This window comes from Paenibacillus crassostreae, from assembly GCF_001857945.1.
GTDB classification, from domain to species: Bacteria; Bacillota; Bacilli; order Paenibacillales; family Paenibacillaceae; genus Paenibacillus_AQ; species Paenibacillus_AQ crassostreae.
The window spans coordinates 889234-903046 of the sequence record NZ_CP017770.1 but is presented as its reverse complement, the minus strand read 5'-3'; the positions used below and the strand labels follow the sequence as shown (position 1 = coordinate 903046).

Here is a 13813-nt window from a genome sequence, read left to right as displayed (position 1 = left end):
ACAAGGTTTAGCGGGTTTTCTCTTTTATTGTGCCTTTTATTTGTGTTAAAATAGGAAGAATGAGAAATGATATGCATAAGAATAAATTAAGCAGGTGAGAAAAGAATGAAACCCTTTATATATGATTACAACTTAGATGATCTACAAGAGTGGGCGAAAGAGAACGGAGAACCGGCTTTTCGAGCGGGACAAATTTTTGATTGGATATACGTAAAAAGAGTTAATAAATTCGAAGAAATGAGTAACTTATCTAAAGAGTTACGGCAGAAATTAGAAGATCAATTCCAATTCGTAACTCTGTCAGAGATTACGAAGTTCGAATCAAAGGATGGAACAGTTAAATTCTTATTTGGTCTACATGACGATCACGCCATTGAGACGGTTGTAATGAAACATAATTACGGGAACAGTGTTTGTGTGACGACTCAAGTAGGATGTCGAGTTGGATGTACTTTCTGTGCATCTACACTAGGCGGATTGAAAAGAGATTTAACAGCAGGTGAGATTGTTGCTCAAGTGGTTCAAGCCCAGAAGATATTGGATGCTAGAAATGAACGTGTCAGCAGTATCGTTATCATGGGAACAGGTGAACCTTTTGAAAACTATGACGCAACAATGAAATTTCTGAGAATTATGATTCATGAGAAAGGCCTGAATATAGGTCAGCGGCATATTACGGTCTCCACGAGCGGGATTGTTCCTAATATCTACAAATTCGCAGATGAAGACACACAGATTAATCTTGCTATTTCAATACATGCACCTAATGATGCCTTACGCTCTAAGTTAATGCCGGTCAACCGTCGTTTTCCTTTTGCAGATGTTATGGAATCATTAAGATATTATCTTGCCAAAACGGGACGGAGAATTTCATTCGAGTATGCCTTAATTGGTGGCGTTAACGATCAACCGGAACATGCTCAGGAACTAGCAGATGTTATTAAAGATATGTTATGCCATGTGAATCTCATTCCAGTCAACCATGTACCTGAACGTAAATACGTTCGTACATCGCGTAATGATATTTTTCAGTTTCAAAGGATTCTTGCAGATAACGGAGTGAATGTAACCATTCGCCGTGAACAAGGCCATGATATTGCGGCCGCCTGTGGACAGCTACGGGCTAAGCATATGGAGTTGAGGTGAGATAACTGTGATCAATTATGTTCAGGTTAGCCATATTGGAAACGTTCGATCTATCAACGAAGATTCTGTTCAGGTGTGTAATACAGACTCAGGTTATACGCTTGGGATCGTTGCAGATGGAATGGGTGGACATCAAGCTGGTGAAAAAGCAAGCCAGTTTGCTGTCGAAACGATATTAGCGGATCTATCTGCTCTTGAAAAGGGGATGTCCTCAGAAGCATTACAAGCCGCTCTCAGTGATGCTATTCTACGTGCGAATGATGTTATTTATCATGAAGCTGCGAATAACGAACAGTATCATAATATGGGCACAACGGCTGTTGTGTTATTAATGAATGGAACCCAGGGTTGGATTGGACATGTTGGGGATAGCCGAGCATATAAAGTTGCTGAATGTAAAGCTATTCAGCTAACTGAAGATCATACGCTAGTTAATGAATTGTATAAGAATGGACAGATCACAGAAGCAGAATTAGATACTCATCCGAGACGTAATGTTCTTACTAAAGCTGTGGGAACGGATATCGAAGTAACCGTTGATGTTGATTCAGTTACACTTGGACCTCAGGAAGTTCTGTTTCTATGTAGCGATGGTCTTACTAATATGGTGAGTAATCAGCACTTGGGCCAAATCGTAGGAATGCAGGAAGTGACACTTGCAGAACGTGCGGATCGTCTATTACAACTAGCACTTCTCGCGGGAGGCGACGATAATATTACGATCGCCCTCTTTGAACTTCAAAATGATGTCGTATTGGCAAGTGTAAAGGAGTGGGATTCATGATCGGACACGAATTGGGCGGTCGTTATGAAATTATAGAGCGAATCGGCGGAGGTGGCATGGCACTCGTATATAAAGCCCATGATATTTTGTTGGGTCGGAACGTTGCCATTAAAGTATTGCGCCAACAGTTCGTGGATGATGAAGAGTTTATTCGACGTTTCCGTCGAGAAGCGCAATCTGCAGCATCTTTATCACATCCGAATGTCGTGAGTATTTATGATGTGGGACAAGAAGATGATATTCATTATATCGTTATGGAATATATAGAAGGATTTAATTTGAATGAGATTATTCAGGATCGTGCACCATTACAAGTGGAAGAATCTATACGGATCACCGCACAAATCTGTGATGCACTCGATCACGCACATCAGAATCAAATCATCCATAGAGACATTAAGCCTCATAATATTCTTATTGGTCGTAATGGTCGTGTAAAGGTAACGGATTTTGGTATTGCGCGAGCGGTAACCTCAACAACGATTACTCAGACGGGTTCTGTTCTTGGCTCTGTTCATTATTTCTCCCCGGAACATGCTAAGGGTGTGTTAACAGGTGAGAAGTCGGATTTATATTCACTAGGGATTGTATTATATCAAATGTTAACGGGGACCTTACCCTTTTTGGGTGAAAGTCCAATTAGTGTGGCCTTGAAACATTTGCAAGAAGATTTTGAGGATCCACGAGATACCAATCCACTTATACCACAAAGTGTAGAGAATATTATTTTGAAATCAATGCGTAAAAACCCAAGTGAACGCTATCAATCTGCTAAAGAAATGCTAAAGGATTTAGATACATGCTTGCTAACTGAGCGTCGAAATGAATCCAAAATTCTGTTTGCAGATCCAGATGCGGATCAGACACGAGCTATGCCGGCGATAAAGCCTATGCAAAGAGGAGCATCGTATTCTAGAGCAAACAAGTTGTTTGACGAAGATGATGATGATAATTTGTTAGAATCAGATGGTAAGCGCGCGAAAAAATGGGTAAAACCAACACTATGGATTAGCTTAACTCTAATTATATTAATCAGTATGGTTGGTGTGATCTGGTACGTGAATCAAAAATTGGTCGTACCGGAAGTAACCATCCCTAATGTCGTTAACTTACAGGAAGAGATTGCTGTTAAAGAATTGATCGAACTTGGGCTTGTTATTGATGATCCTATTATTCGCACTTATAAAGAAGGCTTTGAAGATGGCGTTGTATTCGAGCAGAATAAACGTGAAGGAACCGTTGTTAAGGAAGGAGCTACCATTAGACTTTCTGTAAGCATTGAAAAACCATTGCCTAAGATGCCGGATTTGAAAGAGAAGACCTTCGAAGAAGCATCAGATGAATTGTTGGCGATGATGGTTAAAGAAGCTAATATTAAAGAGACACCTGAATATAGTGATAAACCTGTTGGCACAGTTATTAAACAAGAACCTGGAGTTAATTCTGAATTCAATCCGGACACGGTAGAAGTTGTTCTAACCGTCAGCCAAGGGCTAGAATCCATCGAGATGCCAGATTTACTGGGTAAGTCACGAAGTGAAGCGGAAAGTAAGCTGAAGGAAGTAGGCTTGACATTAGGAGAAGTCGTGGAAGAGACTAGCTTCAAAGTTGAAAAAGGATTGGTTAGTAAACAATGGCCTTATGATGCGGGTTCTCAAGCAGCTGTTGGTGACGAAGTGAAGATATTTATCAGTACGGGGTATCCTCCTGAAGCATTGAATTATACGTTCAATCTGCCTGTTGCTCCTGTAGAGGACGGCAAAAATAGTAAAATTAAAATTGAATATTCTGATGCACGTTATGATGAAGGGAAAAAGGATTGGGGTATGAAGACGATTAAGTCTACACAAGTATTCCCTATCGAGTTAGTACTGGCACCGAATATTGACGCGGTTGTATCGCTTTATCGTGATGGAGAATTCTTTGAAGCATACACGATATCCTATAACGATGTTAAGAATGGCTCAGTACCTGATATCTTCATTCCTCAAAGTGATCAAGGTTCTCCTGAAGATGATGTAGATTCAGAGATTATTACGGATCCAGGAACCATTACTGATCCTACTGCTCCAGAAGATGTTGTTGATGTTGATTGATCGTATAACCATCCACAGTTCTATGGAAAGTGAGGCCAATCTTGTATGCCAGATGGTGTAATTGTAAAAGCGCTAAGCGGTTATTATTACGTTAAGCCAATTCTTAATGGTAGGGCGGTAACTACGGAAGGGCAACCAGCGATCCAATGTAGAGCGCGTGGAGTATTTAGAGATCGAGGAATATCTCCTTTGGTAGGAGATCATGTTGTATATACTTTGTCTGATCATGATGAGGGCACAGTGACTGAAATCAAGCCACGTCATTCACAATTAATTCGCCCGCCGATAGCTAATGTACAGTTTGCAGTGCTTGTCTTTTCCTTACGTGAACCAGATTTGAATTTACCACTATTAGATAAGTTTCTTGTGCATATTGAGCATTCTGGACTTAATGCAATAATATGTCTAACTAAACAGGATCTATTAGATGGAAAAGTGATGGATAAAAAAGACCCCATTATCTTTGTGCAGGAACTCTATGAACAGATCGGTTACGAGGTTATCTTAACGAGTTCTCGATCTGGGATGGGGCAAGAGCAATTACGTGAACGACTTGCTGGGCACATTTGTGTATTCTCTGGACAGTCGGGAGTAGGTAAATCTTCTCTTCTTAATGCACTAATGCCAAGTCTTAACTTGGAGACAAATGAGATTAGTATGAAGTTGGGTCGAGGTAAACATACGACTCGTCACGTGGAACTGATTGAATTAGATAATGGTGCATTTGTAGCAGATACACCTGGTTTTAGTCAATTGGATTTCTTAGAAATGGAAGTAGGGGATTTATCCTCATGTTTTAGAGAGTTCAAGCCCTTTTCAGATGAATGTAAATTTCGTGGCTGTAGTCATTTACATGAACCTGGGTGTAAGGTGATTGCAGCTGTGAAACAAGGTGAAATTGCACAGATTCGATATGATAATTACATGCAGTTCTACGCAGAGATGAAAGATAAAAAGCGGAGGTATTAACATATGATCAAAATTGCGCCATCCATATTATCAGCTGATTTTGCTAAACTAGGAGCGGAAGTTGCCGAAGTAGAAGCAGGCGGGGCAGATTGGATACATGTTGATGTGATGGACGGGCATTTTGTTCCTAACATTACGTTAGGTCCACCTATCGTTAATGCCATTCAGCATTATACTGCACTCCCACTTGACGTACATCTAATGATTGAACAACCTGAACGATATATAGCAGATTTCGCGAAGGCGGGTGCTAAAGTGATTACGGTACATGCTGAAGCGTGCACACACCTGCATCGTGTTGTTCATATGATCAAGGAGCTTGGTGTACAAGCCGGGGTTGCAATTAATCCTGGTACACCTGCTTCGGTCTTGCGAGAAGTTCTACCTGATCTTGATCTAGTGTTAGTGATGACAGTGAATCCTGGTTTTGGTGGACAGACCTTCATTCCACGAACTCTCCAGAAAATCCGTGAAATACGTCAATCTCTTAATGAAGCTTCATTGCTAGATGTTCATATAGAGGTGGATGGTGGAGTAACAGTGGAGACTGCTCCACTCGTAGCTAATGCAGGCGCGGATGTATTAGTAGCAGGCAGTGCAGTATTTGGACAGTCTAATAGAGCGCTAGCCATTTCTCAGATCAGAGGAAGCATAAGGGGGAAGTAAGCGGATGACTTTTAAAGAAGCCTTATGGTTGACTCTTGCCAGTATGGGTGCAGGGATGATGCTAGGTACATTTGCTATCCTCAAGTCGCCGTTTAACGCGATAACTTCACTTGTTGCAGTTTTTATTACGATTTATTATTTTCGTAATTTTGAGCGTAAAGGTTTAAGAATAGGGTATGTCATTTTTACGTTACTCTATTTTATTTTATTTATATTTATGGTTTCTATTTATCAATATTATCAAGGCGATGTTCCAGCGGTATAAGTCATAGGGCATGCTATCTTCGCATAAACATGGTTACATGAGCAGAAATTTCATGTAGCCTTTTTTTGTTTCCTGTTATAGTAAAGGCTCAGTGGATCCAGATCGAAAGGTATGAGAATGATGGGGAGGATGAAATATGAAATTTTACACATTCAAGCTACCTAGGTTCTTGGGGGGATTTGTCAAAGCAATTCTTAATACTTTTAATAAAAATTGACACAATGGTCATACCCCTGTCAAGTAGACAGATGAAAAAACTATGCAGCCAGCGCGTGCCGATACTCAATCGGCGCGCGTTGTTTGAGTTTAGCCTGAAACCGTTGATAGTTATAAAAGTAGATATAATCTTCAACGGCTTGATGTATCTCGGCTTCTGACTTACACTGGAGAAGATACAACTTCTCTGTTTTGAGATGCGAAAAGAAGGATTCGATGCACGCGTTATCCAGGCAGGTTGCTTTGCGAGAGTGGCTGCCTTTGACGCTGAATGCTTCTAGTCGTGTGTTGTACACTTGAGACGTATATTGGAAACCTTGATCCGAATGGAGCACGGCTTCTGATACGTCTCTTTTTCTTGTCCACTGGTCGATCGTATCTAGTACGAGTTTAACATCGTTACGATCTGATATTTGCCAAGCTACGATCTCATTGTTAAATAAGTCCTGAATCGCAGACAGGTAATAAAAGCGTGTACCATCGGAGATATAGGTGATATCTGTGACCATCTTTTGTTGAGGGCCTGTAGCATGAAATTGACGCTTCAATCGGTTAGGATATACGACAGAAGGTGTATAATTGAATCGTTGTCTTTTCCTTCGTATCACGGATTGGATGGATAATTCCCTCATGAGCCGCGCTACCTTTTTGTGGTTGACACGATAGCCTGCTTCCCATAAAGCCGTCATCATACGTGGATATCCAAAGTAAGAATGAACGGAATGAATAGCCATCATGTGCTCCTTGATTTCATGATCTCGCGCTTGTCTTTCAATACGCTTAGATCGCGTTGCACGCCATTTGTAGTAGCTGGCTCTGGGTACACCTGCAATGGTTAATAAACGCGTGACACCGTGTAACTCACGGAGTTCTTCAATTACTTGATAGTTGTCTTGCTGACTGAGGAAGCCTCCTTTACCAGATTTGGATACCGCTTTTTTAAGTAGTCCACCTGTACTTTCAGGTGATCTCGCTCTTCCTCTACAGAGGCAAAAGACGTACGTGTTCGTCCTTTTAACGGATTAGATAAGCTTTTACGTACATCGAATTCCTCTCCATCTCGCCACTTTCTCACCCATACTTTTAATTGTGTGCAGTTCCTAATTCCCAAGTTTTCTGCCACCACTTTGAAGCTTGCTAATCCCTTAAGGTATTCTTTGACCGCTACTTCTTTAAATTCATTCGTATACTGTTGAAATACTTGTCCTTTTTTAGCCATAAAAATATCCCCTCCAAGTTCACTCTTTCCCACATGATAACATGCGGTTTTTTTTGAGTGTCTACTTAAAGGGGATATTACCACAATATCTTCTCAGGTATGTCGGAGAGCAAAAAAAACCTCTGACCAAGGTATAGTGTATACGGTCAGAGGTATCAAAAAAGCACCTGCTGGAACTAGGTGCTTTTTGCAAATATAAGAAAGTAATCAGTTTACGTTTTACTTTAGTCGTATATTTTTAACAAAAACAGTTACGTTCCTAACAAGTAGGTTAACGCAACTGTTTCTTATTGATTATATACTGTTGTAGATATTAGACGCGAGTAACTTTACCTGATTTAAGTGCGCGAGTGCTGACATAAACACGTTTTGGCTTACCATCTACCAAAATGCGGACCTTCTGAACGTTAACTCCCCAAGACCGACGGTTGCGGTTGTTTGCGTGAGATACATGGTTACCAGTGCCTGGTTTTTTACCTGTAATATAACATTTGCGAGACATAGATTACACCTCCTTGTTCCAATACACCTGCATAAAACAATACTTTTATATAATATCACAGCAAAAATTGCTTCGTCAACCATCGGCAAAAACATTTATTTCTTTTGGTTCTTATAGTACAATATTATATAGCCTATATTTATCGGAAAAAGTGAGTAATACGGGCTGATTTATAAGTATTTGGTTTATTGATTACAGTTAGCCTAGGGGTGGACATATTAAAAATATATTGACAAATTTATGTTATTTAAAGAAAATGCAAAATTTGATAGTAAATGTAGTATTATGAAAGATAAATAAGATGCCAATGGTTTGTGTATCAAGCTAGGAAGGGGATTTCTCACTTGAGTAAGCGTTCTTTGAATGGAATAGATTTTACTTCAATGGTTTTACTAGGAGCAGAACAATTGCAACAACATGCAGAACATGTTAATTCCCTAAATGTATTTCCGGTTCCAGATGGAGATACGGGGACGAACATGAATTTAACGATGACCGCAGGAGTGGCTGAGTTAAAGAAGAATAATTCTGAATCGATCGGACATAGTGCTGGTGTACTATCTAAAGGCCTTCTTATGGGGGCACGTGGTAACTCGGGTGTAATCCTATCGCAGCTATTTCGTGGATTCGGTCGTTACGCAGCTACATATGAAGAGTTGAACACACAACAATTCGCTGCAGCGTTACAAGTTGGTGTTGATACAGCTTATAAGGCTGTGGTTAAACCTGTTGAGGGTACAATCCTCACGGTGGCTAAGGAAGCAGCTAAGCATGCTGTGTACTGTGCTAGACGCACTAGTGACATTGTCGAATTGATGGAACAAGTACTTATGAAAGCGAAAGAAGCGTTATCACAGACGCCAGAATTACTACCTATCCTTAAGCAGGTAGGTGTTGTGGATTCAGGGGGACAGGGTCTCGTATATATTTATGAAGGATTCCTTCAGTATTTGAAGGGTGGAACAGAGTTGAATTTAGGAGGGGACTTGGCTTCTAGAACGGCTCCCCAAGCTAATCAATCACCGATTCAGGCAACTAAGCTAGCTTTTGAGGTTCCTATGAGTGCTCAATCGTGTTTAGAGACAGAAGATATTGAATTCTTGTATGATATGGAGTTCTTTATTAACCGTCAAATAGGAGAGGTACAAGCACAAGAATTTGATGAAGAGCAATTTCGGAAATCATTATCAGTGAACGGGGATTCTATTATCGTGATTGCTGATGATGAAATCATCAAAGTGCATGTTCACTCTAAATCACCAGGCGAGGTTCTTAACCTGGCTTTAAAATATGGCGAAATTACACAAATTCATATTCTGAATATGCGTGAACAACATCGTGATTTACTCTCTGCAGGATTAGATAGTGCATCTATGTCAGAATTATTCGTAGATATTCCGATGGATGGCGAGATTGCGACACCGGTTGTAGCGGAACCGCCTGCCGACGAGATTGCACCTTATGGTTTCATTGCCGTATCATCTGGACAAGGGATTACAGATATTTTCACCAGCTTGGGTGTTGATGCTGTGCTCTTCGGAGGACAAACGATGAACCCAAGTACGGAAGATTTCGTGAATGCTATTTCGACTATTTCTGCGCAACATATTTATATTCTGCCTAATAACTCAAATATCGTACTTGCTGCTCAGCAGGCGCGCGAGCTATTGGAGGGAGAACGCAGTGTAACGGTTATTCCTAGTAAGAGTATCCCTCAAGGGATGTCGGCTGCTTTTGCATTTTCTGAAGAAGAGAGTGAAGAGACGAATACCGAGAGCATGTTAGCAGCTATCGCACATGTGAAATCAGGTCAAGTCACTCATTCCATTAGAGATACGGTTATAGATGAATTGGATATCAAGGCTGGTCAATATATTGGTATTCAGAACTCTAACATTGTAACGGCTAGTGAAGATCTTCTTGGAACCTGTCAGGATCTGCTCTCTCAGATGCTAGTCAATCATGATGAGATTGTAACTGTACTAGCTGGTGAAGATACGGATCCAGCGATGACAGCTCAACTTGCAACTTGGTTACAGGAACAATATCCTGATGCAGAAGTAGAGATTCATGATGGTGGACAGCCAATTTATTATTATTTATTTGCTGTTGAAGCCTAAATTATAATTATGTAGAGGAGGGATTTCCTTGACTCATACCGTTATAGTTACGGATAGTACTGCCGATATTCCAGAGGAGTTAGCGAAAAAACATGGAATTCATGTTGTTCCGTTACGGTTACAATTTGGCGGGGAATCGCTTCTTGATGGGGTGGAAATCTCAGCCAAGGAATTTTATGATCGTTTAGATAAGGCGACAGAACTTCCAACAACATCTCAGCCTTCTCCTGCCGATTATGTTCGCGTGTACGAGCAAATTCAAGAGGAGCATCCTGGAGCATCGATTCTTTCCATTCATATATCTTCAGGGTTAAGTGGGACTTATCAATCTGCACTTATTGCGAAATCAATGATGGAAGAGAATGTTGATCTTACGGTTGTGGATTCTCTTTCAGCTTCGTATGGTTTTGGACTCCTTGTTGTACATGCAGCACGCCTTGCTAGTCAAGGTATGGCAGTAGAGGATATTGTGATAGCGGTCGAACAGCTTCGTAAGGAGCGCAAGTTATATTTCCTTGTGGATACTTTAGAATATTTACAAAAAGGTGGAAGAATCGGTAAAGCAGCGGCATTATTTGGTACTTTACTTAATATTAAGCCGATTCTCTCGATTGACCAAGAAGGTATTATTTATGCGGTTGAGAAAGTAAGAGGGCGTAATAAGGCAGTTGCACGTATGATTGAATTATTCAAACAGGATTTGGGTAATATTGGAAAAATTAACGTTGCGGTAGGTCATACAGCAAACCCGGCTACGGCAGAGTCTTTCTTGACTGAGCTATCTGGTCATTTCGAACTGGAAGAAGTCGTATTGACTAACGTTGGCTCTGTTGTAGGCAGCCATGTGGGTAGAGGGACTATTGCAGTATTTATATGGCCTGCTTGAATTGAGGTATAGATTATGAATATGAACCTTTCACTGGATCAAATTTCAGTTAAACAAGTGCGTGGCGTGAGTGCTCTTAAAGAGGGAGAACTTCACGCCTTTGGCGTCTTTACAGTCAAAGATTTATTAGAATATTATCCTTATCGTTATGAGGACTACCGCCTTCGTTCTTTAAGTGAAGTTAAGAGTGGAGATAAGATTACGATTCAGGCTAAAGTGATTGGGATTCCTGTCTTGCAACGTTACGGGGGCAAATCTCGGTTAAGCTGCAAGATGATGGCGGAAGAATGGATGTTTACAGCGACATGGTTTAATCGCCATTTCCTGCGTGAACAATTGGTAGCAGGCCGGGAAATCATTTTGAATGGCAAGTGGGATCAGCAACGGATGCAGCTTACGGTGTCTGATTCGGAGTTCCCTGATCAAGGGATCAAGAAAGGTGGCAGTCTGCAGCCTGTCTATTCCGTAGGAGCTAAGATCACGCAAGCGTGGATACGCAAAACGATCGGACAAGCGCTGACACAGTATAGAGAGATGATTCCCGAGATACTTCCGCAGGAATTGCTGAGGAAATATCAGTTGCTGCCACGTAAGAAGGCCATTTCAATTATTCATCAACCTGAAGATACCCAAGAGGGACAGCAAGGTAGACGACGGATGGTGTACGAAGAGTTATTCTTGTTTCAGTTGAAAATGCAAGCGTTCCGATCTCTGAGTAGAGGACGGATGGATGGTATAGTCCATACTGTTGAGAATTCAGCAATACGTGAATTTGTGAGAAGTCTTCCTTTTGAATTGACGGATGCCCAGAAGAAAGTGGAACTGGAAATCCTGCGTGATATGCGAGCTTCCTATTGTATGAATCGCTTGCTTCAGGGAGATGTAGGTTCAGGGAAAACGATTATAGCAGCAATCGCTCTGTTTGCCACGGTGAGATCAGGATTCCAAGGTGCATTGATGGTGCCCACGGAGATATTATCTGAGCAACATTTACGATCCTTGGTCCGTTTATTTGAGCCTTTTGGCATCACCGTAGGTCTGCTTACGGGTAGTGTAACTGGACGTAAACGTAAGGATTTACTGGCATCCTTGCAAATGGGCTTGATCGATGTTGTCGTAGGAACGCATGCTTTAATCCAAGATGAGGTGTTTTTCCGCAATCTTGGTTTGGTCGTTACGGATGAGCAACATCGTTTCGGTGTTAACCAACGGAGTGTATTACGGCGTAAAGGTTATAATCCCGACGTATTGACGATGACAGCGACACCGATCCCTCGTACTTTGGCTATTACTTCTTTTGGGGATATGGATGTCTCTACCCTTACGGAGCGCCCAAAGGGACGTATCCCGATCTCTACGTATTGGGTGAAACATAGTATGATGGACCGTGTGCTTGGATTCATCTCCCGAGAAGTGGATCAAGGTCGGCAGGCTTATCTCATCTGTCCGTTGATTGAGGAATCTGAGAAGCTAGATGTACAGAATGTAATTGATCTGCATATTCAGATGCAACAAGCCTTTCCAAGCTATCGTGTGGGACTACTGCATGGTCGAATGACACCAGCGGAGAAGGAAGAAGTCATGCAAGCTTTTAATCGTAATGAAGTGCAGTTACTTATATCAACTACAGTGGTAGAGGTTGGAGTGGATGTTCCCAACGCTTCGCTCATGATCATTATGGATGCGGATCGATTCGGGCTATCTCAGCTGCATCAGCTACGAGGACGAGTGGGTAGAGGTCAACATGCCTCCTATTGTGTGTTGATTGCAGATCCGAAGTCTGAGGTAGGACAAGAGCGGATGAAAGTCATGACGGAGACAGATGATGGCTTCGAGGTATCTCGTCGGGATCTCGACTTACGTGGACCTGGAGATTTTTTCGGTACGAAGCAGAGTGGTCTACCTGATTTCCGACTTGCGGATATGGTAAGTGATTTCGCAGTGCTGGAACAAGCACGTGATGATGTCTCTGAGTTACTGAGTGAGGCTTCGTTCTGGACATCGCCATCCTATGAACCCCTTCGTCATTATTTACAACAGGAGCAGATTTTCCAAGAAGACCTGATCGATTAGGTACATTGGACAACTCTCTCGTCATATACTTAGGAATATTGTAATTGACGGGAGGTGCCGATCTTGGGTTATCAGCAGTATGGAATTAGTCCGAGGCTAGTTGAGCGTATTAAACTTAAATTGAAAAATCCAGCCACCAAGGAGCGCGTCAAGGAGCTCGTTGACGGCATCACAAAACAGGATTTACAGAATGGCCCGAAGGTACAGAGACTAGTGAAATCCACAGCAAAGCTATTGAATGAGAAATTCACACCAGCGGAGGAAGAGCAAATTATTCGTTTTGTCTTAAGCCAACGTATTGATCCTAATAATACATTTCATCTGATTAAGTTGTGGGGTATGTTTCGGTAGGCACCCTTATTGTTCGTTCAGAGCCATCTTTTGTGCAATTTATTTGTGCTAATAGTTGCTGGTATGCTTGTCCAACGGAGAACGAGGAAAAACGACGGTAGAATAATTCTACCGTCGTTTTCCGTTAGCCGATGATGGCAAAGGCAGAGTTTCCAGATGAAACGGTCCGTGTACGGAACAAGACACCGTCTGCATCAAAGGTACGAATCACAAAAGCTCTTGCGGTGGGAGTTTCGATGGTATTGAATATAGCAGTACCATAGTTATCAAAATTAGTGGTTGCGAGAAGGGTACCAGTTGTGGAAAAAGCCCTACAAGTAAAGCCGGCTGTTATAAATGGAACACCAGCATTGTTGACCCAAAGAATAGTAAGGCGAGTAAGCAATTGTGTAGATCTAATTCTTTTAGGAAGAGATCTAACGCTTCCCCCGATATTCTTTCTACGATCTTTCTGGGAAGGTACAGAACGTCTCACGCTTGACATATATGGTTCACCTCCTTGTTTCTTACTTGCTTACAT

14 protein-coding genes and 1 pseudogene are annotated in these 13813 nt (G+C 41.6%); 11 read left to right on the top strand and 4 right to left on the bottom strand.

Going from position 1 to position 13813, the window contains the following annotated elements:
- Positions 1-105: 105 nt before the first annotated feature.
- The 7 genes from rlmN (at position 106) to spoVM (ending at position 6143) form a co-directional block, all read left to right on the top strand.
- Complete coding sequence (gene rlmN, locus LPB68_RS04415) at positions 106-1146, top strand: dual-specificity RNA methyltransferase RlmN (protein ID WP_068659818.1); 1041 nt, start codon at positions 106-108, stop codon at positions 1144-1146.
- A 7-nt stretch (positions 1147-1153) separates the two neighbouring features.
- Positions 1154-1930 (top strand): Stp1/IreP family PP2C-type Ser/Thr phosphatase, encoded by a 777-nt coding sequence (locus LPB68_RS04410; RefSeq protein ID WP_068659819.1) that lies wholly within the window; start codon positions 1154-1156, stop codon positions 1928-1930.
- Positions 1927-4026, top strand: coding sequence for a Stk1 family PASTA domain-containing Ser/Thr kinase (gene pknB, locus LPB68_RS04405; protein ID WP_068659821.1), 2100 nt, complete (start codon positions 1927-1929; stop codon positions 4024-4026). Before LPB68_RS04410 ends, pknB begins: the two co-directional genes overlap by 4 nt.
- Before the next feature lie 45 nt (positions 4027-4071).
- Entirely contained in the window at positions 4072-4995 is a 924-nt protein-coding gene (gene rsgA, locus LPB68_RS04400) for a ribosome small subunit-dependent GTPase A (RefSeq protein WP_068659823.1), read from the top strand.
- Positions 4996-4998: 3 nt separating this feature from the next.
- On the top strand, positions 4999-5661 hold the full coding sequence (gene rpe, locus LPB68_RS04395) for a ribulose-phosphate 3-epimerase (protein ID WP_068659825.1): 663 nt from the start codon (positions 4999-5001) through the stop codon (positions 5659-5661).
- A gap of 4 nt (positions 5662-5665) precedes the next feature.
- Positions 5666-5926, top strand: a complete 261-nt coding sequence (locus tag LPB68_RS04390; RefSeq protein WP_068659827.1) for a hypothetical protein — start codon at positions 5666-5668, stop codon at positions 5924-5926.
- A 136-nt stretch (positions 5927-6062) separates the two neighbouring features.
- On the top strand, positions 6063-6143 hold the full coding sequence (gene spoVM, locus LPB68_RS04385; protein ID WP_068659829.1) for a stage V sporulation protein SpoVM: 81 nt from the start codon (positions 6063-6065) through the stop codon (positions 6141-6143).
- A 40-nt stretch (positions 6144-6183) separates the two neighbouring features.
- Here the strand turns inward: spoVM and LPB68_RS04380 are convergent.
- From LPB68_RS04380 to rpmB, 3 genes and pseudogenes are all read right to left on the bottom strand, one after another.
- Positions 6184-7026: pseudogene (locus LPB68_RS04380) on the bottom strand (IS3 family transposase); the annotation flags it as partial.
- Complete coding sequence (locus LPB68_RS04375; RefSeq protein ID WP_068659106.1) at positions 7020-7361, bottom strand: transposase; 342 nt, start codon at positions 7359-7361, stop codon at positions 7020-7022. The pseudogene LPB68_RS04380 and the gene LPB68_RS04375, both read right to left, overlap by 7 nt.
- A gap of 313 nt (positions 7362-7674) precedes the next feature.
- Positions 7675-7863: a 50S ribosomal protein L28 gene (gene rpmB, locus LPB68_RS04370; RefSeq protein WP_068657530.1), complete on the bottom strand. Its 189-nt coding sequence runs from the start codon at positions 7861-7863 to the stop codon at positions 7675-7677.
- A 344-nt stretch (positions 7864-8207) separates the two neighbouring features.
- Here rpmB and LPB68_RS04365 point away from each other — a divergent pair, with 344 nt between their 5' ends.
- The 4 genes from LPB68_RS04365 (at position 8208) to LPB68_RS04350 (ending at position 13293) form a co-directional block, all read left to right on the top strand.
- Positions 8208-9983, top strand: coding sequence for a DAK2 domain-containing protein (locus LPB68_RS04365; protein WP_068657533.1), 1776 nt, complete (start codon positions 8208-8210; stop codon positions 9981-9983).
- A 28-nt stretch (positions 9984-10011) separates the two neighbouring features.
- The gene (locus tag LPB68_RS04360; RefSeq protein ID WP_068657534.1) at positions 10012-10869 is read left to right on the top strand and encodes a DegV family protein; all 858 of its coding nucleotides are present in this window, start codon (positions 10012-10014) and stop codon (positions 10867-10869) included.
- Positions 10870-10890: 21 nt separating this feature from the next.
- On the top strand, positions 10891-12942 hold the full coding sequence (recG, locus tag LPB68_RS04355; RefSeq protein WP_068658640.1) for an ATP-dependent DNA helicase RecG: 2052 nt from the start codon (positions 10891-10893) through the stop codon (positions 12940-12942).
- Between the two features lie 63 nt (positions 12943-13005).
- Positions 13006-13293: a stage VI sporulation protein F gene (locus LPB68_RS04350; RefSeq protein WP_068657536.1), complete on the top strand. Its 288-nt coding sequence runs from the start codon at positions 13006-13008 to the stop codon at positions 13291-13293.
- Positions 13294-13417: 124 nt separating this feature from the next.
- Here LPB68_RS04350 and LPB68_RS04345 read toward each other — a convergent pair whose 3' ends face one another.
- Positions 13418-13777: a hypothetical protein gene (locus tag LPB68_RS04345; protein ID WP_068657538.1), complete on the bottom strand. Its 360-nt coding sequence runs from the start codon at positions 13775-13777 to the stop codon at positions 13418-13420.
- Positions 13778-13813: the final 36 nt, after the last annotated feature.